The sequence below is a fragment of the Tardiphaga sp. genome, assembly GCF_028290785.1.
Lineage (GTDB): Bacteria > Pseudomonadota > Alphaproteobacteria > Rhizobiales > Xanthobacteraceae > Tardiphaga.
This window is the reverse complement of record NZ_JAQGJD010000093.1, coordinates 1-19,262: the sequence shown is the minus strand read 5'-3', so window position 1 is coordinate 19,262 and position 19,262 is coordinate 1. Positions and strand designations below refer to the sequence as shown.

Sequence of the window (19,262 nt, the reverse complement as noted above, 5' to 3'; positions counted from 1 at the left end):
ACGTCCTTCGCCGTCACCGGTGTGCCATCGTGGAATTTGGCGTTCTTGCGCAGCTTGAAGGTCGCCGACATGTCGCCGATCTGCATGTCCTCGGCGAGTTCGGGCTTGTACTTGTCGCGGTCGTAATAGGCGACGCCGCCCGGACCGGCTTTCATCTCGTGGCCGATCAGCCGGTCATAGCAATTCCACGACACCTCGTAGCCCGGCACGTTGGTGCCGACGCCGTGGATATCGAGATTGTTGGGACCGCTCTCGGACACGATCAGCAGCGTCTCCGAGCGCGCATCGGCCTTGGCGGCGGACCAGATCGCCGGTGCCGGCACCATGGCGCCGGCAGCGGCCCCGGTGACGGTCTTCAGAAAATCGCGACGCTTCATCGGTGATCTCCAACGCGTGAGGGCAAGACGGTTGGAACCGGTATCGCAAGGTTCGTGCCAGAACGGCACCGCGCCTCGTTTTCTGACAAGCCTTTGAAATGGCTTTGTTTTACTGACCGTTCATGTGCGAAGGCGCATCCGACATTAAGCCGGGTTGCATACAAAGAAGCTAATTTGCTTATTTTATGACCGCGCAGAACGGCCTGCGCAGAGACTGAGCGCTTTGCGGAGCGGGAGGCCGTGGCGGAGGCCGGCTACGGTCAGTCCGACACCGGTTGGAAACGGGACGTTGGCATCGACGCGCAGTTCGACGGTGCGCGCGACCTTTGTCTACGGCGACAACGCGCCGGCGCCCCGACGGAGCCGGCCATCACTGCATGATACTAGAATCGCTCCATTCTGCGCCGCAGCGTCAGATGCCATGGCGACAGCCTGTGCGTGCCACGGTATTCTTGCCATCATCCTTCCCGACAATGCCACCATCGACCGCCGGAATGCAGCTTCTATGAAACACATCGAAACATCTCTCACCGCTGCATTCGCCGCGACGATGCTGCTGCCCCGCGCGGCTTCTGCCGCGGCAACCGAGGCACTGCTGCCGCACAACCTGTCGCCCTGGGGCATGTTCATGGGCGCCGACGTGGTCGTGAAGTCCGTGATGATCGGACTGGCCTTTGCGTCGCTGGTGACCTGGACGGTGTGGCTGGCCAAGACCCTCGAACTCTCCCGCGAGACCCGCATCGCCAGGCGCCGCACCGCGCTGCTGGAAAGCGACACCACACTGGCGCAGGTCGAACACGACAGCCAGGGCAAGACCGACGCTGTGGCCCAGCTGATCCACTCGGCGGTACGCGAAACCGCGCTGTCGCACGGCATGTTCGACGACGGCTTCAAGGAGCGCATCGCGCTGCGGCTGGAGCGCGTCGAACATGCGATGTCGCGAAGGATCTCGCGCGGCACCGGGGTGGTCGCCACCATCGGCGCCACTGCCCCGTTCGTCGGCCTGTTCGGCACCGTGTGGGGCATCATGAACGCCTTCATCGGCATTTCCGAAGCCCACACCACCAACCTCGCCGTTGTGGCGCCGGGCATCGCCGAAGCCTTGCTGGCCACCGCGCTCGGCCTCGTCGCCGCGATTCCGGCTGTCGTGATCTACAATCAGCTGGTGCGCGGCATCACCTCGTATCGCGCGCTGCTCGGCGACGCCTCGGCGCAGGTGATGCTGCTGGTCAGCCGCGACCATGGCCGGCGCGGCATGCCAGTCGCCCGGGCGGCGGAGTAGCCGCCATGGGCGCAAGACTTGGTGCAGGACTTGGCGGACGGACACGCGGCTCTGGGGATGACGACCTCGAAGTGGCGCATGAAATCAACGTCACGCCCTTCATCGACGTGATGCTGGTGCTGTTGATCATCTTCATGGTGGCCGCGCCGCTCGCCACCGTGGATCTGGGCGTCGATCTGCCGGCCAGCGCCGTGGAGCCGGCGCCGCGGCCGGACAAACCGGTGTTCCTCACGGTGAAACCGGACCTCTCGATCGCGGTGGGCGAGGACGTCATCGCCCGCGACGCGCTGAGCAGCACGCTCGACAGCGCGACCAAGAGCAACAAGGACGAGCGCATCTTCCTGCGCGCCGACAAGGTCGTCAGCTACGGCGACCTGATGGAGGTGATGAACCTGCTGCGCAACGCCGGCTATCTTAAGGTCGCGCTGGTCGGCCTCGACGGGCGCTCCGCGACGCCATGAATGCCGTGACCAACGCCTTCGCCCTGCATGCGCCGACCGACCGCGCCGCGCTACGCTGGACCGGCTCCGCTGTTGTCATCGTCGCCGTGCATGCCGGCCTGATCGCCGCCGGCATCGCCTGGTACCGTAGCCATCCGCCGGCCGGCGCTGACATTCCCGCCATCATGGTCGATATGGCGCCGGCTTCCGCCGCGCCGCAGGTGCAGCCGCAGGACGCAGCACCCGGCCCGGAGATGCAGCAGGCCGACGCGCCATCCGAACCGCCGCCACCCGAGCCGATGCAGCAGGCCGTCGCCGAAGAACCGATCGCGCCGACGCCGCTGATGGAGAAGCCGGAGGTGCAGGCGCCGCCGGAGCAGAAGATCGAACCGGCCCCGCCGCCGCCGGAGCCCGCGAAGCTTGAGCCGGAGCCGCCGAAGCCCGTCGCCAAGCCGGTGCCGCCGAAGCCGAAGCCGGTGCACGCCGAGGTCAAGAAGAAGCCCAGCGAAACGCCACCTGCGCCACGTACGACGGCTGCGCCGCGCGCCGAGCGCCAGGCCGCGGCGGCATCCGCAGCGACCGCCGGCGCCGCAGCAGCGGCTGCAGCCTTGCCGTCCTATCGCGACCGCCTCGCCGCGCATCTGCAGCGCTACAAGGAATATCCCAGCGAAGCCAGGACCGCGGGCCAACAGGGCGTGGCGATGTTGAGCTTCACGGTGAGCCGCAGCGGCCAGGTGCTGGGCAGTCGCCTCGCCGGCTCGTCCGGCGTGCCGGCGCTGGACGCCGAGACCATGGCGATGATCCGCCGCGCCCAGCCGCTGCCCTCGTTCCCGCCGGAAATGACCCAGGCCTCGCTAAGCTTTACGGTGCCGGTGCGGTTCTCGATCCGCTGAGCGCCTGCGCTAGTCTTACAATGCGCCCCTTCCTCACCCTCCCCTTTTGAGGGGGAGGGTCGACAGCGCCGTCAGGCGCAGTCGGGGTGGGGTGACAGCGTACGTGGTTTGGTGCGGAGGAGCACGTAAGCGCTGTCACCCCACCCCGCTCATCACGATGCTGCGCATCGCAATGAGCGACCCTCCCCCTCAAAAGGGGAGGGTAAGAAGAGCGCCCTACTTCAGTAAGCCCGCCAGCGCTTCGACCGCAGCCGTGTAGCTCGACGGACCCAGCCCCGCGATGACGCCGGTGGCGGCCAGCGATACGTAGGACGGCTGGCGGAAATGTTCGCGCTTGTGGATGTTGGTGAGATGCACCTCCATGATCGGCCCGTCGAACGTCTTCAGTGCGTCGAGGATGGCGATCGACGTCGATGTGAAGCCTGCGGGATTGATGATCAACCCGCCGGCCTTGCCGCGGGCTTCCTGAATCCAGTCGATCAACACGCCTTCGTGGTTGGATTGCCGGAAGAATAGAATTTGCGCGCCGACCTCGGCCGCCTTCTTCGCGCACATCGCCTCGATCTGCGGCAAGGTCGTGTGGCCGTAGATCTCGGGCTCACGCTCGCCCAAAATGTTGAGCGACGGGCCGCTCAGGATCGCAATCGATTTTGTCATGACGTCTCCGGTTGATGCTGCCGAATTACTTGCCAAGCCGCGGCAGCACTTTTGTCACTTTCTGCTTGCCGTCATTGACCTCCACCAGGAAGCTGTCGCGATCAATGTCGCCTTTCTCGTTCCAGGTGGTGGTGAGCAGGATGCCGGGCTCGTCCTGCGGCGTGATGGTCATGCCATGCAGCGCCTTGGCGAACTTCTCGCCGTCGAGGGTCTTGATCCTGGTAGCGACCGCCTTCACCGTCTGCACGGCAATGTAGCCCTTGATGCAGTTGTGGTCCGGCGCGTACTTGTAGGCGTCCATGAAGCGCTGCCGGAACGCGGCGACCGCATCGACCGGCGCATCCGCCGTCAGCCCGACGTGACCGCGCACGCCGTTGGCCGCGGCGCCGGCAAGATCGATCACCTTCTGGCCGAGCAGCGTGGTTTCGCCGATGATCGGCAGCGTCAGGCCTTGCCGCTTCGCCTCAATCAGGAAGCGCGCGCTCTCGTCCTCGATCAGGTAGGCGAACACGATATCCGCACCGCTGGAGCGAATGCGCGAGACGTCGGCGGCGAAATCCGCCTGACCGACTTCCGAGGAAATATCGATGGCGATATCGAGCCCGTCCGCCCGAGCGGATTTCACGAAAGCGTCGCGACCGCCGCGGCCGAACTCGTTGTTGATCCAGATCACCGCGACCTTCTTGGCCTTCATCTCGTCTTTGAGATAGCGCGCGACCTTCGGCATGCTGGCCTGCTGGCCGAACGAGGTCCGGAACAGGTAGGCATTGCCCTGCTCGGACAGGTCGGCCGCCTCGGCGCCGATGAATTCCGGAACCATCGCTTCCTGCGCGATGCCCTGGCTGGACTTGACGGCGCCGGATGACACCGGCCCGAGAATGATGTCCGGCTTGCGATCCAGCGCCTTCTGCATCAGTCCGCGCGACACGCCGGGATTGGACTGGTTGTCGTAATGTTCGAGCTGCACCTGGCGGCCGAGAATGCCGCCGGCGGCATTGATTTCCTTCACCGCCAGATCGGCACCGTTCTTCCAGTTAACCCCGGTGGTGGCGCCGGAACCGGACAATTCGGCGACATCGACGATCCGGATCGGATCGCCGGACTGCGCCCGGCCAATGCCGCCACTCATCGCAAGAACGGTCAGCCCGCAGGCTGCCAGTAACGCCAATCTTCCCGTCATCGCGCCATCCCCCTGTTTGAAACGGCCTCGACTTGATCGGCGCATGGCGACCCGTCGAATGCTCGTCGTTAAGCAGCGGGAAACTGGCATCTCTAAAACCGACAATCAACATGTATTATTGATATCGTCATACAATTTATGATTTATATGACATCTTGAGACTTGAGTCATGATAGGGTTGGGCGCATACGCCCAAACTGCCCCCGATTTCATTGGATCTGCCGTGTCGATTGACGTCCCAGCGCCCCTAACCGTGAGCGAGCACGCGTATCGCGCGATCCGCTCCGACATCATCTTCGGCCGGCTGAAGCCGGACCAGAAGCTCGGACTGGAGCGGCTGAAAGAGCTCTACGACGTCAGCGTCAGCACGCTGCGCGAGATCCTCAGCCGGCTGGGTTCGGAGGGATTTGTGCTGGCGGAGGGCCAGCGCGGTTTCCAGGTGGCGCCGGTATCGCTTGGCGACCTCCGCGAAATCGCCGACCTGCGACTGCTGCTGGAATGCCGCGCGGTCGAGACCTCATTCGCCGCCGGCGATCTGGAATGGGAGGGCGCCGTCGTCGCCGCGCACCACAAGCTGGCGCTGCTGGAGAAGCAGATGCTGGCCGGCGACAAGACCCAGGCGGCGCTGTGGAAACGCTACGACCTCGAATTCCACCGCGCCCTGATCTCGGCCTGCGGCTCGCGCGCGCTGCTGGATATCTACGGTGCGATCTACGACAAGTACCTGCGCTACCTGATGGTCGCGCTGGTGTTCCGCGGCGAGGTGGCGGCAAAAGAGCACGAGCAACTGCTGGAATGCGCGCTGACCCGCGACGCCGCGCGCGCCAAGGAGATCTTGGCGCGGCACATCAACGAATGCGTCGCGTTTGCCGGACGCACGGGGCATCTGGACAAGAAGTAGCGAAAAGGCATCTTGCTTCCCTCGACCCGCACTTGCGGGGAGAGGGGTGGCTTGAAGGACCGAAGGTCATTCGAGCCGGGTGGGACTATCGCGTGAAACACAGCCTCCCGCTCACCCGAAGCCTCGCTGACGCGAGGCTCCGACCTCTCCCCGCAAGCGGGGCGAGGTGAAGAAAAGGGCTACTGCGCAGGATTGGCCCGCTCGAACTGGCGCAGCAGCTTGTTGCCGCGATCGACGGCGGCGTCGAGCGCGGCCTGCGCCGGCTTCTTTCCCGCAAAAGCCTGTTCCAGTTCGTCCTCAATGGCGTCGCGGATCAGGGTGAAAGAGCCGAGCCGCAATCCGCGCGAATTCTCGGTCGGCGGCTTTCGCGTGATTTGCTCGATCGAACTGGCGGTGCCGGGATTGCGATCGTAGAAGCCCTGCGTACGTGTCAGGTCGAAGGCGGCGCGGGTGATCGGCAGGTAGCCGGTCTTCTGGTGCCAGGCGGCCTGGACGGTGGACTGCGACAGGAACGCGAAGAATTTCGCAACGCCCTTGTATTCGTCGCGCGGCCGATCGCGCAGCACCCACAGCGTGGCGCCGCCGATGATCGAGTTCAGCGGTGCCGCGGCGACGTCCGGCCAGTACGGCAGCATACCGTAACCGACCTCGAACTTCGCATTGGTCAGGATATCGGCGCGGGTGCCGGACGATCCGATGAAGATGCCGCATTCGCCCTTCTGGAAGCGCGGCTCCGCCGACGTGGCACGGCCGCCGTAGTCGAACACTTTCGTCTTCTGCCATTCCGAGAGTTGCGCGATATGGCGCACCATGGTCGGGTTGTTGAAGGTCAGCACCGCATCGAGCCCGCCGAGGCCGTTCGACCTGGTGGCCACCGGCAGGTCGTGGAATGCCGAGAAATTCTCCACATTGATCCAGGACGGCCACGAGGTGGTGAAGCCGCAGGGCGAGCCGGCGGCACGCAGCCGCTTCGCCGCGACGCCGAGCTCGGGCCAGGTCTTCGGCGGCACCTCGGGATCGAGGCCGGCCGCCCGGAACAGGTCCTTGTTGTAGTACAGGATCGGCGTCGAGGCGTTGAACGGAAACGACAGCATGTTGCCGGCGAGGTCGGTGTAGAAGCCGGTGATCGCCGGCAGGTAGTCGGCCGGCGAGAAGTACTCCGCCTGGTCGCGCATCAGCTCATAGACCGGATAGGTCGCGCCCTTTGCCGCCATCATGGTCGCAGTGGCGATCTCGTTGACCTGGACGATGGCCGGCTGGCTGCGCGAGCGAAACGCGAAGATCGCCGCCGTCACCGTCTCGGTGTAGTTGCCCTTGTAGACCGGGACGATGCGGTAGCCGGACTGCGAGGCGTTGAAGTCGGCAGCGAGTTTTTCCAGCTGCCGGCCAAGCTCGCCGGACATCGCGTGCCACCACTGCACATCCACGGCAGCGCGGGCCGGCTGCGCCAGCATCACCGCGACCGCGACGAGCCCTATCGTTCTCAACGCCGACTTCAGCATGATCTGCCCTGTTTTCTGCGGTACCGGCTCTCGGTCCGGACTGCCCGACGGCTTCTGTTTAGAATCAAGCGCCCCGAGACGAACTATAAAACGATGATTTCAAAGTGGTTTTGATCGAAACCGGGCAACGTCGCGGTGCCGCCCGGACTGACTAACAAACCCCGCATCGCCCTGATAAGTCCGCCCGGCTCGCGATTCAATCGCGAAAGCGCGCCGGTAGCCATATCCTCCGCCCTTCTGCTAGATTGACGCAACCGGCAAGTCAGGGGAAATCCTTGGAAGTTAGATTTGACATTGCCGGGGTGCTGACGCGCGGCTTTTTGGTCGATTGAACCTTTTGTGGAGCCCAGTGACACACCCGTGGTGACAAGCCAGCAAAACGGAGTTTCAAAGCGGCAGGACGAGCTGGCGGCGCCAGGCCGAACCAGCCTGGTCGGGCTCGTGCGTGCGATTCCGATCCGCTGGCGCATCCTCTCCATCGCGGCGCTGAACTCCGCCGTGGTGCTGATCCTCGCCGGGCTGATCTGGAGCGGATCGCAGGTGCTGTCGTCGGCCTGGGACGACGTCCGCCAGGTCCGGCAGTCCGACCAGATCCTGGCGCTGCTGGAAAGCGAGACCGGCCGGCTGCAGAACCTGATCCACCGCTACATCAACCAGCCCAGCCCCGAGCTGTTCGCCGAAATCCTGTTGCTGCGCGAGGCGGTGCTGGGCACCCTCAACACCAGGGCTTCCACCGATCCGATGCTGTCGGGATCGGTGGCCGAACTGGAGCGCGTCACCGAACGCTTCCTCTCGGGCTTCGGCGAGTTGCGCACGCTGCAATCCACCATTGCCCGGACCTATGAGGAGCAGGTGCTGAGTCCGGCGAAGGACATGGCCGGGCTGTACTCGATCATTGAAGGCGCCACCGGGCAGCGCGACGCCTTGATCTGGCCGGCGCTGGGCAAGTCCCGTGAGGCCTTCACGGCGATGCTGGTGGCGGCCAATGCCTACTACCTGTCGCTGGCCTCGGCCTCAGCGGAAGAAGCCCGCCGCAATACCGAGACCATCGAGCGCACCATTCCGGTGATGACCGACCTCGCCGACAATGACCTGCAGCGCATTGCGCTGCAGCGCCTGAAGGGCCGCGCGGTGGCGCTGCGCGCCGGTCTGGCGCAGCTGTCCGAGCAACTTACCAGCCGCACCGATTTGCTGCGCAATTCGATCGACGCCAGCCAGGCCGACACCATCGGCGCCATTGACGGCCTGTCGGTGAAGATGCGGCAGCGCGAGCAGACTGCGCAGGCGACCTTCGACCACACGCTGGCGGCGATCTCGCGCAACGTGCTGGTGATTGCCGGCCTGTTTCTCGCCGTGATCATCGTCGCCGGCATCGTCATCGCGCTCAGCATCCGGCTGCCGTTGCAGCAGATCATGGCCTCGATGCACGCCATCACCTCCGGCGACTACGGCCGCATGGTGCAAGGTATCGCCGCCCGCGACGAGGTCGGCGCCATGGCGCGGGCGGTCGAGGTATTCCGCGAGAACGCCATCGCCAAGCGCGAGGCCGAGAACGAATTACGGGCCTCCAAGGAGAAGGCCGAGAGCGCCTTGCTGGAGCTGAATGCTGCACAGCAGAATTTGATCGACGCCGAACGGCTCGCCGCGCTGGGCGGGCTAGTCGCCGGCGTCGCCCACGAGGTCAACAACCCAATCGGCATCAGCCTGACGGTGGCGTCGAGCTTCGCGCGGCGAACCGACATGTTCGAGGCCGAACTGCGCTCCAACACGCCGCTGCGTCGCTCGCAACTGGAGGAATTCGTCCGCACCTCGCAGGATGCAGCGCAGCAACTGGTCGCCAACCTGCACCGCGCCGGCGAGCTGATCCAGTCCTTCAAGCAGGTCGCGGTGGACCGGTCGCACGCCGAGCGGCGCCAGTTCAGCCTCTCCGAGGCCACCGACCAGATCATCGCCAGCCTGCGGCCGGTCCTGAAAAAGGCGCCGATCACGCTGACTGTGGAGGTGCCGGACGGGCTGATGATCGACGGCTATCCCGGCTCCTACGGTCAGATCCTGACCAACCTGTTCCTCAATGCGGTCAATCACGCATTCCCCGGCGGGCGGCCCGGCGCCATCACGATCGCCGCCAGGCTGCGCGGCGACGATATCGAGATCACCTTCTCCGATAACGGCGCCGGCATGAGCCCCGACGTGCAGCGCCAAGCGTTCGACCCGTTCTTTACGACGCGACGCAACGAGGGCGGCACCGGCCTCGGACTGCACATCGTTTACAATCTGGTCACCCAACAGCTCGGTGGCCGGATGATGCTGGAGTCAAGACTGGGACAAGGCACTACATTTCGCATTATCATGCCGCGGGCCGCCACGGGCGCCACCGGATCAATTGACGGGATCACGACGCAATGGCCGACCAGGACGATGTCCTCTACCTGATTGAAGACGCCGGCGACGCGCTGGTGGAATCCACGGCAAGGAAGTGGAAGATCGCTGTCATCGACGACGATCAGGCGGTGCATGAGGGCACCCGCTTCGCGCTCAGCGACTATACATTAAACGGCCAGTCGCTGGAGATCCTGTCGGCCTATTCCGCCGCCGAGGGCCAGACACTGATGCGCGACAACCCGGATATCGCCGCGGTGCTGCTCGACGTCATCATGGAGACCGACGCCGCCGGCCTCGACCTGGTCGAGTTCATCCGCAACGAACTGCACAACGAGACCGTCCGCATCATCCTGCGTACCGGGCAGCCGGGCCAGGCGCCGGAGCGCAGCGTCATCGTCGATTACGATATCAACGACTACAAGGCGAAGACCGAGCTCACCGCGGACAAGCTGTTCACCTCGCTGACCGCCGCCTTGCGCAGCTACCAGCAGCTCGAGCGCATGGTGCAGACGCGGCGCGGGCTGGAGATCATCATCGACGCTGCATCAACGCTGTACGACTTCAAGTCGATGCAGCGGCTGGCGGAGGGCGTGCTGACCCAGATCGCCTCCTTGCTTAATGTCGATTGCGCCGGCATTCTGGTGCTGCGCGACAGCGGCGTGGCCGGCGACGATTTCGCGGTGCTGGCTGGCTCCGGCTGCTACAGCCGCTTTATCGGCACCGTGACGCCGCAATTGATCGATGACGATCTGCGGCAGATGGTGGAAGAGGCGTTTCGCCGCCGCAAGCACGAATTCGCCGACCAGCGCACCGTGCTCTACGTCCGCACTGGCTCCGGTCGCGAAGTGGTCGTGCTGCTGCAGGCCGAGCGGCAATTGTCGGAGACCGACCGTTCGCTGGTGGAGATCTTCGGCAGCCGGCTATCGATCGCCTTCGACAACGTCATTCTCTATCAGCAGCTACACGAGGCCAACACCCAGCTTGAGGACCGAGTCGCGCAGCGCACTCGCGCGCTGATGCAGGCCAACCGGCGGCTGTCGGCGCAATGGCTGCGGCTGCAGCGCGCCAACGGTTTCAAGAATGAAATTCTCGGCACCGTCGCCCACGACCTGAAGAACCCGCTGGGCGTCATCCTCGGCCGTACCGAAATGCTGACCGAGCTGATCGGCGCGGGTTCGCCGAAGGAAAACATCGCCGCGCAGGTCGAACATATCCGCGACGCCACCAGGCGGCTGACCTCGATGGTCGATCATTTGATCAATGATGCCATGGCCGACGCCTTCGACATCACCATCCGCCGCGAGCCGGTGGATATCTCGGCGCTGGTCAACGACGTCGCCGAGGCCAACAAGCCCTCCGCCATCCACAAGCAGCAGACCATCACCGTATCGGCGCTGAGCCACCACGATCTCACGCTGTGCGACTCCGACCGGATGCGCGAGGCGATCGACAACCTGGTCAGCAACGCCATCAAGTACAGCCCGATTGGCGGCAAGATCGCGCTGCTGGTGACCGGCGACGCCGACCATGTCAGGGTCAGTGTCAGCGACGAAGGCGCGGGCCTGTCGCCGGAAGATCTCGACCGGCTGTTCGGCCGCTTCCAGCGACTGTCCGCCAAGCCGACCGGCGGCGAAAGCTCCACCGGCCTCGGCCTGTCGATCGTCAAGCGCATCGTCGATATGCATGGCGGCGATGTGTCGGCGCACAGCCCCGGGCCCGGTCAGGGCGCGACGTTCACCATCCTGTTGCCCGCGACAACCGACGCCCGATCATGAGCCAAAGTCCCCACATCATCGTCGTCGATGACGAAGCCCCGGCGCGCGAGATGGTCGGCGACTATCTCAAGATGCACGGCTTCACCGTCACTTTGTGCGACGGCGGCAAGAGCCTGCGCGCGGAGATCGAGACCAAGGTGCCCGATCTGGTGGTGCTCGACCTCAACATGCCCGAGGAGGACGGGCTGTCGATCATCCGCGACTTGAAGAGCCGCACCAACGTGCCGGTGATCATGCTGACCGCCACCGCGAGCCCGATCGATCGCGTGGTCGGACTCGAACTCGGCGCCGACGACTACATCGCAAAACCCTGCGAGCTGCGCGAACTGATGGCGCGGATCCGCTCGGTGCTGCGGCGGAGCACGCCCGGCAAGGGCGTCGGTGTTGCGGAGGCCGCGCCGGCGAAGTCCTCGAAGGACCATCTGGTGCGGTTCGGTACCAAGTGGCTCGACCTCGAAGCCCAGGCGCTACGCGACGACGACGGCAACGAACATCCGCTGACCGCGTCGGAATTCGGTCTGCTGAAAGTGTTCGCCGCCAATCCGAAGCGCGTGCTGTCGCGCGAGCGGCTGCTGGAACTCGCCAACGCCCGCGACGCCGAAGCCTTCGATCGCGCGGTCGATCTGCGCATCATGCGGATTCGCCGCAAGATCGAACCGGACCCGACACGGCCAATGGTGATCCGCACTATCCGCGGCGGCGGCTACCTGTTCTCGCCGGTGGCCGAGAAGGGATAGCGGCAAGCTTCACCTTGTCGCACCCCGATACAAAGCTTTTCAGGCCGAAAGAGTTTAGTTCCACGCCCGCACGTGGAACCGACTTGAATTCTTTTAAGAGGCCATCTCATTCAAATTGCACGCAATTTATCCTCTAATGTGTCGTCGCTAACCATGCGACGACACAATTCACAGGTGGCATGAAACCATTTTCCGCTTTTGGAGCAGACATCCTGAAACGCGCGCTCCTTAACACTCCTCCCAACGAAGCCGCCATTGCGGTGACTAACGGGAGCCGATCATGCAGAACGTCATCGCCATCAACGCCGCAGGCCAGCAGGGCATCATTGCCGCCCGCGCCACGTCCGATGAAATGTTGCTGGAGAGCATCGCTGGCGGTAACCGCAGTGCGATGCACACCCTTTATTCCCGCCACCACGTCCGGGTCTACCGCTTCGTGCTGCGCATGATGCGCGACACCACCGCGGCAGAGGATCTGGTGAGCCAGGTGTTCCTCGACGTGTGGCGGACCGCCGGCCAGTTCGAGGGCCGTTCGCAGGTCTCCACCTGGTTGCTCTCGATCGCTCGCTTCAAGGCGCTGACCGCCTTGCGCCAGCGCAAGCACGAGGACATCGACCAGGACGACGTGATGGAAATCGCCGATCAGGGCGATACGCCGGAAGCCGCGCTCGATCGCAGCCGCACCAGCGCTATCCTGCGCGCCTGCGTCGCCAAACTGTCGCCGGCGCATCGCGAGATCGTCAACCTGGTCTACTACCATGAGAAGTCAGTAGAGGAGGTCGCGTCGCTGATCGGCATTCCCGCTTCCACGGTGAAGACCCGGATGTTCTATGCCCGCAAACAGCTCGCCGAGCTGCTGAAGAGCGCCGGTGTCGATAGCATCGCGGCCTGATCGCCGCGACGACACCATTGAAACAATCGACGACATCGGCCGGAAAGAATCGGCCGCTATACCGAAGCTCAGAAGCGCCAACCCGGGAGTGCGAACCATGCTGAAGCCGACCTTCCGCCTTTTCATCATCCCGCTCGGCGCGATTTGCACCCTTGCGTCGCTGTCCGCCCAGCAGAGCGCGCCGCACGCGCCGGGCGATCGCAGCGTCATGCAGGTACGGCAGCAGGTAGTCACCGACTGCAGCAGCCGGACTGCCGCGGACGTCTGCGTCGTTTCCATCGGCAGCCAGCTTGCCCGCTGATCACCAGTTTCCTCGTTTAACCTCCAGCCTATCGACCCGGACGGGATGCCCCCTTCCGGGTCTTTTTTTGTCTGGGCGTTTCTTACCCTCACCTGCAGGGGGAGGATCAGTAAGGGCGTGGACATATTGTCTAAGCGCATGACTGCAGATTTAAGCCGGTAGGAATTGGCAACGCTATCAACCGGTTGCCGTTTTGCCGCGCGCCAGTTCCGGTAGCCTCCCTGCGATAGAATCGGCGCGAGACGCGTGGTAGCATCTCACCTGATCTGACGAGAATGGGTGGCGGCGATGTTCGAAGGCTGGGATGCCGTAGTATTGGCCAGGGCGCAGTTCGCGTTCACGATGTCGTTCCACATCATCTTCCCGGCGTTCTCGATCGGGCTGGCCAGCTACCTCGCGGTGCTCGAAGCGCTGTGGCTATGGACCGGCCGCGAGGTGTTCATCAACCTGTTCAACTACTGGCTCAAGATCTTCGCCATCGCCTTCGGCATGGGCGTCGTTTCGGGCATCGTAATGTCGTACCAGTTCGGCACCAACTGGTCGGCGTTCTCCGACAAGACCGGCCCGGTGATCGGCCCCCTGATGGCCTATGAGGTGCTCACCGCCTTTTTCCTCGAGGCGGGATTTCTCGGCGTCATGTTGTTCGGGCTGGAACGCGTCGGCCACAAATTGCATTTCGTCGCGACGCTGATGGTGGCGATCGGCACGCTGTTTTCCGCATTCTGGATCCTGTCGGCGAATTCCTGGATGCAGACGCCCGCGGGCTACGCCATCAACGAGGCCGGCCAGTTCATCGCCGCCGACTGGTGGAAGGTGATCTTCAACCCGTCGTTCCCCTATCGTCTGGTGCACATGGTGCTGGCGGCCTATCTCACCACGGCGCTGGTGGTTGGGGCGGTCGGCGCCTGGCACCTCATGAAGGATTCGCGCCTGCCCGGCGCGCGCGTGATGTTTTCGATGGCTATGTGGATGGCCACCCTGGTAGCGCCGCTGCAGATTCTGGCCGGGGACCAGCACGGCCTCAACACGCTGCAGCATCAGCCGGCCAAGCTGATGGCCATGGAGGGGCACTACAAGAGCCACCCTGAGGGCGCGCCGCTGATTTTGTTCGGCCTGCCCAATCAGAATGAGGCCAGGGTCGACTACGCTGTCGAGGTGCCGAAGCTGGGCTCGCTGATCCTCAAGCACGACCCCAACGCGCCGATGGCCGGGCTCGACACCATCCCGCGCGAAAACTGGCCGCCGGTGCCTGTGACGTTCTGGTCGTTCCGCATCATGGTCGGGATCGGCTTGCTGATGCTCGGGCTCGGCTTGCTCAGCCTGGTGATGCGTTGGCGCGGCGAGCTGTATCAGTCTCGTTTCATGCATGTCTTCGCCCTGGCGATGGGTCCGGCGGGCTTCATCGCGGTGCTGGCCGGCTGGGTCACCACCGAAACCGGGCGGCAACCGTTCACCGTGTTCGGACTGCTGCGCACCACAGAATCCGTTTCGCCACTTGCCGCTCCCGCCGTGGCGTCGTCATTGGTCGCCTTCGGTATCGTCTACTTCATCGTCTATGCCGCCGGCGCCATCTACCTGTTGCGGCTGATGGCGGTGCCGCCGCACCATGGCGAGGAAGGCCCGCGCGGCGACGTGCCGGCACGTGCTGCCGGCCTAACCCCCGCAGCTGGCGCCGCAGCCCATGGACGTCCGTCATGATCGATATCGCCACCATCTGGGCGTTCATCATCGCCTTCGCCGTGTTCGTCTATGTGGTGATGGACGGCTTCGACCTCGGGCTCGGCATGTTGTTTCCGCTGTTCCCGAAAAAGCAAGACCGCGACGTGATGATGAATTCCGTCGCCCCGGTATGGGACGGCAACGAGACCTGGCTGGTGCTCGGCGGCGGCGGGCTGATGGCCGCGTTTCCGCTGGCCTATGCCGTGCTGATGCCGGCGCTGTACACGCCGATCATCGTCATGCTGCTGGGCCTGGTGTTTCGCGGCGTTGCCTTCGAATTCCGCTGGCGGACGACGCGCGAGCGCAATTTGTGGGACATCGCCTTTGCCGGCGGCTCGTTGCTGGCGACGCTGGCGCAGGGCGTGGCGCTCGGCGCCATCCTGCAGGGCGTGGTGGTCAACGGCCGGCACTATGGCGGCGGCTGGTGGGACTGGCTGACGCCGTTCAGCGTGCTGACCGGCCTGGCGCTGGTAGCCGGCTACGGCCTGCTTGGCGCCACGTGGCTGGTGATGAAGACCGAAGGCGAATTGCGCGACCGTGCATATCGGCTGAGCTGGTGGCTGCTGTTCGCGATGCTCGGCGCCATCGGCGCGGTAAGTCTGGCGACGCCGTTTCTCGATGCCGAATATGCCAGGCGCTGGTTCGCCTGGCCCAACGTGCTGGCCACCGCGCCGGTGCCGATCGCGGTCGCCGTGGTCACGGCGCTGCTGCTGCGCAGCTTGAGGGCCCAACAAGACTATCGCCCGTTCTTCCTGGCGCTGACGCTGTTCGCGCTGTCCTATGCGGGGCTGGGCATCAGCATGTGGCCCTACATCGTGCCGCGCAGCATCACGATCTGGCAGGCGGCGGCGCCGGACAACAGCCTGGTGTTCATGAGCTACGGCATCGCGGTGCTGGTGCCGCTCATTCTCGCTTACACCGGTTGGGCCTATTACGTGTTTCGCGGCAAGGTTCGGGCCGGCGCGGGCTATCATTGATGTCACCGGCGCCTCCCGAGAAGTCCCGGCCGCTGGCGCAGCGGCTGCTGTGGTTCGCGGCGCTATGGGCCGGCGGCGTCGGCACGGTAGCCGTCATCGCCTACGGGCTGCGGCTTTGGATTGGGACGAGATAGCTCAGGCTCGTTCCCCGGATGCTGCGCAACGCGCCGCGTAGCGGCGTTGTGCGCTGCACCGCGTCCGGGACAAGTGCCCCTCTCTGGCTCCGTTAACAGCGCTGTGATACACAGCGCCGAACCGCCGTACGGAGAGCCCGCCATGATTCACATCCGCCGCGCCACCTGGCTTCACCTCGTTGCGGCCGCTGGGCTGATGTTGTCGATCACGCAGGCGTCGGCGCAACAGCCCGACCGCGGCGACCAGCCTGGCCTGATCCCCGATGATTCCGTGCAGCTCGAACCCGAGTTCCAGAAGCAGATGGTGCTGTACCGCACCACCGAGGCGCCCGGCACCATCATCATCTCGACCGCCGACCGTCATCTTTATCTGGTGCAGGGCAATGGCCGCGCGCTGCGCTATGGCATCGGCGTCGGCCGTGACGGCTTCACCTGGCAGGGCCTGCTGAAAATCTCGCGCAAGGCGGAGTGGCCGGACTGGACGCCGCCGCCGGAAATGATCGCGCGCCAGCCCTATCTGCCGCGCTTCATGGCCGGCGGCCCGGGTAATCCGCTCGGCGCCCGCGCGATGTATCTCGGCGCCACGGTATACCGCATCCACGGCACCAACCAGCCCGATACGATCGGCACCGCGATTTCCTCCGGCTGCTTCCGGCTGGTCAATTCCGACGTCGCCGACCTGTACGAACGGATCCCCGTCGGTACCAAGGTGATCGTGCGGCAGAAGCCTGAGCTGTAGACGCGCCTCGACCTTCCTTTTCCAAACCTTTCCCCGATTGCTGGAGAGTCGAACCCATGTGGATGAAGCGGACCTTCGTGACCGGCCTCGCGATCGGCCTCCTCGTGGCGGCCGGCATCGCCGCCGCCGCCATTACCTATGAGCGCTACGACACCAAGACGCTGAAGCGCACCATCCGTCGGGATGCCGTGCTGTGCGGCGTCAACACCGGCCTGCCGGGCTTCTCGACCCCGGATGCCAGCGGCAACTGGGCTGGCTTCGACGTCGATTTCTGCCGCGCAGTGGCCGCCGCGATCTTCAACGACCCGAAGAAGGTGACCTTCGTCCCGCTCGACGCCACCGACCGCTTCAAGGAACTGCAGAGCCGCAAGGTCGATATCCTCAGCCGCAACTCGACCTGGAGCATGTCGCGCGAGACCAATTACGACCTGTATTTCCCCGCGGTGTCTTACTATGACGGCCAGGGCTTCATGGTGCCGAAGGCGCGCAACGTCGATGCCGCGCTCGACCTCGACGGCAGCAAGGTCTGCGTGCAGGACGGCACCACCACGGCGCTGAACCTCGCAGACTACTTCCGCGGCAACAACATCAAGTACACCGAGATGAAGTTCGCCAAGCTCGAGGAAGTCGTGAAGGCCTACAATGCCGGGCAGTGCGACACCTTCACGGCGGATGCGTCGCAGCTCTATGCACTCAGGCTGACGCTGGGCAAGCCGGACGATCACGTCATCCTGCCGGACATCATCTCGAAGGAACCGCTGGCGCCGGTGGTGCGGCAGCGCGACGACGACTGGATGATGATGGTGAAGTGGACGCTGTATGCGATGATCAACGCGGAGGAACTCGGCATCACCTCCGCGAACATCGACGAAGCGTTGAAATCGAAGAAGCCCGACGTGATGCGGCTGGTCGGCACCGAGGGCGTCTATGGCGAGGACCTCGGCCTCAGCAAAGACTGGGCGGCGCGGATCATCCGCCATGTCGGCAATTACGGCGAGGTCTATGAGCGCAACGTCGGCTCTGGTTCGAAGTTGCGCATTCCGCGCGGCTTGAACCAGCTATGGAGCGCCGGCGGCATCCAGTACGCGCCGCCGATCCGGTAGCGCTGTCAAAAGCGACAATCTCGTTCCCCGGATGCTGCGCAACGCGTCGCGCCAGCGACGTGGTGTGCTGCCGATCCGGGACACGCAAAAAACACGGAGGAAAACATGCGCCTGAAATGGCTTTCGACGGACGAGATGAGCGCCGACCAGAAAACCGTCTACGACGAATCGATAGCCAGCAAGCGCGGCAAGCCGCCGGAGCCGATGATGGCCTGGCTGCACAGCCCGGAGATGGCCAAGCACGCGACAAGGCTTGGCGCCTTCCTGCGCTACGACACCTCGCTGACGCCCGCGCTCTCCGAACTGGCGATCCTGGTGACGGCACGGCACTGGACGGCGCATTTCGAATGGTATGCCCACAAGAAGATGGCGCTCGACGGCGGGCTTTCGCCTGACATCATCGAGGACATCAAGCAGCGGCGCACGCCGAGCTTCACCGATCCGAAGGCGCGGGTGATCTACGACGTCGCCAAATCCCTGCACGAGGCGCGCGGCCTCTCGCAGCCACTGCATGACGAGGCCGTGAAACTGCTCGGCGAGCGCGGCCTGGTCGAGATCATCGGGCTGTGCGGCTATTACACCATGGTGTCGATGACGCTGAACACTTACGATTTCGGCCTGCCCGACGGCCAGATCTCCGAGCTTGCATAGGCGGCAACCGTGCATAGATCGGCAGCGGAACCCATCGCTGCCGAGGAGACACCATGTCTGAGACTTCCACGCCGATCGCCGCAGGCACGCGGATCGGGCACGTCCACCTCAAGGTGGCGGATCTCGCCCGCGCGCTCGGCTTCTATTGCGACGTGCTCGGCTTCCAGTTGATGCAGCGCTACGGCGACCAGGCCGCGTTCATTTCCGCCGGCGGCTATCACCACCATATCGGGCTCAACACCTGGGAGAGCAAAGGCGGCCAGCCGCCAGCGCCCGGCACCACCGGACTGTTCCACACCGCGATCCTGTATCCGACCCGCGCCGCACTCGCCGACGCGCTGCATCGCGTACAGCAAGCCGGCATCGCGCTCGACGGCGCCAGCGACCACGGGGTCTCCGAAGCGCTGTATTTGCGCGATCCCGACCAGAACGGTGTCGAGCTGTACTGGGACCGGCCGCAGGAAGCCTGGCCGCATGACAGCAAAGGCGGGCTGGCGATATTCACGCGACGGCTGGATCTCGACGACCTGATGAAGCAACGGGTCGCGTAAGCGTAAAACACTCCGCCGTGGCTGGCCCGCTCTCGCTGAACATCGTGGATGGGCGGGACATCTAGCGAA

The 19,262-nt window shown here is 64.5% G+C and carries 20 protein-coding genes; 16 read left to right on the top strand and 4 right to left on the bottom strand.

What is annotated here, in order from left to right:
- The coding region (locus JWR89_RS05205; protein WP_299712593.1) for an ABC transporter substrate-binding protein at window positions 1-377 on the bottom strand (377 nt) is incomplete at its 3' end.
- Between the two features lie 550 nt (window positions 378-927).
- On the opposite strand from JWR89_RS05205, the gene exbB reads away from it, so the two are divergent.
- From exbB to JWR89_RS05190, 3 genes are read left to right on the top strand one after another with little or no spacing between them, the layout of a single operon-like run.
- Entirely contained in the window at window positions 928-1,659 is a 732-nt protein-coding gene (exbB, locus tag JWR89_RS05200; RefSeq protein ID WP_299712608.1) for a tonB-system energizer ExbB, read from the top strand.
- A 5-nt stretch (window positions 1,660-1,664) separates the two neighbouring features.
- Window positions 1,665-2,120: a TonB system transport protein ExbD gene (gene exbD / locus JWR89_RS05195; RefSeq protein ID WP_299712590.1), complete on the top strand. Its 456-nt coding sequence runs from the start codon at window positions 1,665-1,667 to the stop codon at window positions 2,118-2,120.
- Window positions 2,117-2,992: an energy transducer TonB gene (locus tag JWR89_RS05190; protein ID WP_299712587.1), complete on the top strand. Its 876-nt coding sequence runs from the start codon at window positions 2,117-2,119 to the stop codon at window positions 2,990-2,992. Before exbD ends, JWR89_RS05190 begins: the two co-directional genes overlap by 4 nt.
- Before the next feature lie 216 nt (window positions 2,993-3,208).
- On the opposite strand, the gene JWR89_RS05185 is transcribed toward JWR89_RS05190, so the two are convergent.
- Window positions 3,209-3,649, bottom strand: a complete 441-nt coding sequence (locus JWR89_RS05185; protein ID WP_299712584.1) for a type II 3-dehydroquinate dehydratase — start codon at window positions 3,647-3,649, stop codon at window positions 3,209-3,211.
- 25 nt (window positions 3,650-3,674) lie between these two features.
- Complete coding sequence (locus JWR89_RS05180; protein ID WP_299712605.1) at window positions 3,675-4,778, bottom strand: ABC transporter substrate-binding protein; 1,104 nt, start codon at window positions 4,776-4,778, stop codon at window positions 3,675-3,677.
- 274 nt (window positions 4,779-5,052) lie between these two features.
- On the opposite strand from JWR89_RS05180, the gene JWR89_RS05175 reads away from it, so the two are divergent.
- Window positions 5,053-5,730 (top strand): GntR family transcriptional regulator, encoded by a 678-nt coding sequence (locus JWR89_RS05175; protein ID WP_299712581.1) that lies wholly within the window; start codon window positions 5,053-5,055, stop codon window positions 5,728-5,730.
- 179 nt (window positions 5,731-5,909) lie between these two features.
- Here JWR89_RS05175 and ugpB read toward each other — a convergent pair whose 3' ends face one another.
- Complete coding sequence (gene ugpB, locus JWR89_RS05170; RefSeq protein WP_299712578.1) at window positions 5,910-7,232, bottom strand: sn-glycerol-3-phosphate ABC transporter substrate-binding protein UgpB; 1,323 nt, start codon at window positions 7,230-7,232, stop codon at window positions 5,910-5,912.
- A 429-nt stretch (window positions 7,233-7,661) separates the two neighbouring features.
- On the opposite strand from ugpB, the gene JWR89_RS05165 reads away from it, so the two are divergent.
- The 12 genes from JWR89_RS05165 (at window position 7,662) to JWR89_RS05110 (ending at window position 19,193) form a co-directional block, all read left to right on the top strand.
- Window positions 7,662-9,665 (top strand): HAMP domain-containing sensor histidine kinase, encoded by a 2,004-nt coding sequence (locus JWR89_RS05165; RefSeq protein WP_299712602.1) that lies wholly within the window; start codon window positions 7,662-7,664, stop codon window positions 9,663-9,665.
- On the top strand, window positions 9,635-11,389 hold the full coding sequence (locus JWR89_RS05160; RefSeq protein WP_299712575.1) for a DUF3369 domain-containing protein: 1,755 nt from the start codon (window positions 9,635-9,637) through the stop codon (window positions 11,387-11,389). The genes JWR89_RS05165 and JWR89_RS05160 overlap by 31 nt, the downstream gene beginning before the upstream one ends.
- Window positions 11,386-12,126: a response regulator gene (locus tag JWR89_RS05155; protein WP_299712572.1), complete on the top strand. Its 741-nt coding sequence runs from the start codon at window positions 11,386-11,388 to the stop codon at window positions 12,124-12,126. Before JWR89_RS05160 ends, JWR89_RS05155 begins: the two co-directional genes overlap by 4 nt.
- 280 nt (window positions 12,127-12,406) lie before the next feature.
- Window positions 12,407-13,018: a sigma-70 family RNA polymerase sigma factor gene (locus tag JWR89_RS05150; RefSeq protein ID WP_299712569.1), complete on the top strand. Its 612-nt coding sequence runs from the start codon at window positions 12,407-12,409 to the stop codon at window positions 13,016-13,018.
- 97 nt (window positions 13,019-13,115) lie between these two features.
- Entirely contained in the window at window positions 13,116-13,319 is a 204-nt protein-coding gene (locus JWR89_RS05145; protein WP_299712566.1) for a hypothetical protein, read from the top strand.
- 288 nt (window positions 13,320-13,607) lie between these two features.
- Window positions 13,608-15,017 carry a cytochrome ubiquinol oxidase subunit I gene (locus tag JWR89_RS05140; RefSeq protein WP_299712599.1) on the top strand — a complete coding sequence of 470 codons (1,410 nt, stop codon included), beginning with the start codon at window positions 13,608-13,610 and terminating at the stop codon, window positions 15,015-15,017.
- Window positions 15,014-16,015, top strand: coding sequence for a cytochrome d ubiquinol oxidase subunit II (cydB, locus tag JWR89_RS05135; protein ID WP_299712563.1), 1,002 nt, complete (start codon window positions 15,014-15,016; stop codon window positions 16,013-16,015). The genes JWR89_RS05140 and cydB overlap by 4 nt, the downstream gene beginning before the upstream one ends.
- Entirely contained in the window at window positions 16,015-16,149 is a 135-nt protein-coding gene (locus JWR89_RS05130) for a DUF2474 family protein (RefSeq protein ID WP_299712560.1), read from the top strand. Before cydB ends, JWR89_RS05130 begins: the two co-directional genes overlap by 1 nt.
- Before the next feature lie 142 nt (window positions 16,150-16,291).
- Window positions 16,292-16,888 (top strand): L,D-transpeptidase, encoded by a 597-nt coding sequence (locus JWR89_RS05125; protein ID WP_299712557.1) that lies wholly within the window; start codon window positions 16,292-16,294, stop codon window positions 16,886-16,888.
- Window positions 16,889-16,950: 62 nt separating this feature from the next.
- Window positions 16,951-17,991, top strand: a complete 1,041-nt coding sequence (locus JWR89_RS05120; RefSeq protein ID WP_299712596.1) for an amino acid ABC transporter substrate-binding protein — start codon at window positions 16,951-16,953, stop codon at window positions 17,989-17,991.
- 105 nt (window positions 17,992-18,096) lie between these two features.
- A complete protein-coding gene (locus JWR89_RS05115) occupies window positions 18,097-18,642 on the top strand; it encodes a carboxymuconolactone decarboxylase family protein (protein ID WP_299712555.1) in 546 nt (181 codons plus the stop codon).
- Window positions 18,643-18,695: 53 nt separating this feature from the next.
- On the top strand, window positions 18,696-19,193 hold the full coding sequence (locus JWR89_RS05110) for a VOC family protein (RefSeq protein WP_299712552.1): 498 nt from the start codon (window positions 18,696-18,698) through the stop codon (window positions 19,191-19,193).
- Window positions 19,194-19,262 lie beyond the last annotated feature (69 nt).

Bases quoted from the DNA above. Each gene is read 5' to 3' on its own strand.
- exbB (WP_299712608.1), top strand. From the start codon at position 928: ATGCTGCTGCCCCGCGCGGCTTCTGCCGCGGCAACCGAGGCACTGCTG.
- exbD (WP_299712590.1), top strand. From the start codon at position 1,665: ATGGGCGCAAGACTTGGTGCAGGACTTGGCGGACGGACACGCGGCTCT.
- JWR89_RS05190 (WP_299712587.1), top strand. From the start codon at position 2,117: ATGAATGCCGTGACCAACGCCTTCGCCCTGCATGCGCCGACCGACCGC.
- JWR89_RS05185 (WP_299712584.1), bottom strand. From the start codon at position 3,649: ATGACAAAATCGATTGCGATCCTGAGCGGCCCGTCGCTCAACATTTTG.
- JWR89_RS05180 (WP_299712605.1), bottom strand. From the start codon at position 4,778: ATGAGTGGCGGCATTGGCCGGGCGCAGTCCGGCGATCCGATCCGGATC.
- ugpB (WP_299712578.1), bottom strand. From the start codon at position 7,232: ATGCTGAAGTCGGCGTTGAGAACGATAGGGCTCGTCGCGGTCGCGGTG.
- JWR89_RS05160 (WP_299712575.1), top strand. From the start codon at position 9,635: ATGGCCGACCAGGACGATGTCCTCTACCTGATTGAAGACGCCGGCGAC.
- JWR89_RS05155 (WP_299712572.1), top strand. From the start codon at position 11,386: ATGAGCCAAAGTCCCCACATCATCGTCGTCGATGACGAAGCCCCGGCG.
- JWR89_RS05150 (WP_299712569.1), top strand. From the start codon at position 12,407: ATGCAGAACGTCATCGCCATCAACGCCGCAGGCCAGCAGGGCATCATT.
- JWR89_RS05145 (WP_299712566.1), top strand. From the start codon at position 13,116: ATGCTGAAGCCGACCTTCCGCCTTTTCATCATCCCGCTCGGCGCGATT.
- JWR89_RS05140 (WP_299712599.1), top strand. From the start codon at position 13,608: ATGTTCGAAGGCTGGGATGCCGTAGTATTGGCCAGGGCGCAGTTCGCG.
- cydB (WP_299712563.1), top strand. From the start codon at position 15,014: ATGATCGATATCGCCACCATCTGGGCGTTCATCATCGCCTTCGCCGTG.
- JWR89_RS05130 (WP_299712560.1), top strand. From the start codon at position 16,015: ATGTCACCGGCGCCTCCCGAGAAGTCCCGGCCGCTGGCGCAGCGGCTG.
- JWR89_RS05125 (WP_299712557.1), top strand. From the start codon at position 16,292: ATGATTCACATCCGCCGCGCCACCTGGCTTCACCTCGTTGCGGCCGCT.
- JWR89_RS05120 (WP_299712596.1), top strand. From the start codon at position 16,951: ATGAAGCGGACCTTCGTGACCGGCCTCGCGATCGGCCTCCTCGTGGCG.
- JWR89_RS05115 (WP_299712555.1), top strand. From the start codon at position 18,097: ATGCGCCTGAAATGGCTTTCGACGGACGAGATGAGCGCCGACCAGAAA.
- JWR89_RS05110 (WP_299712552.1), top strand. From the start codon at position 18,696: ATGTCTGAGACTTCCACGCCGATCGCCGCAGGCACGCGGATCGGGCAC.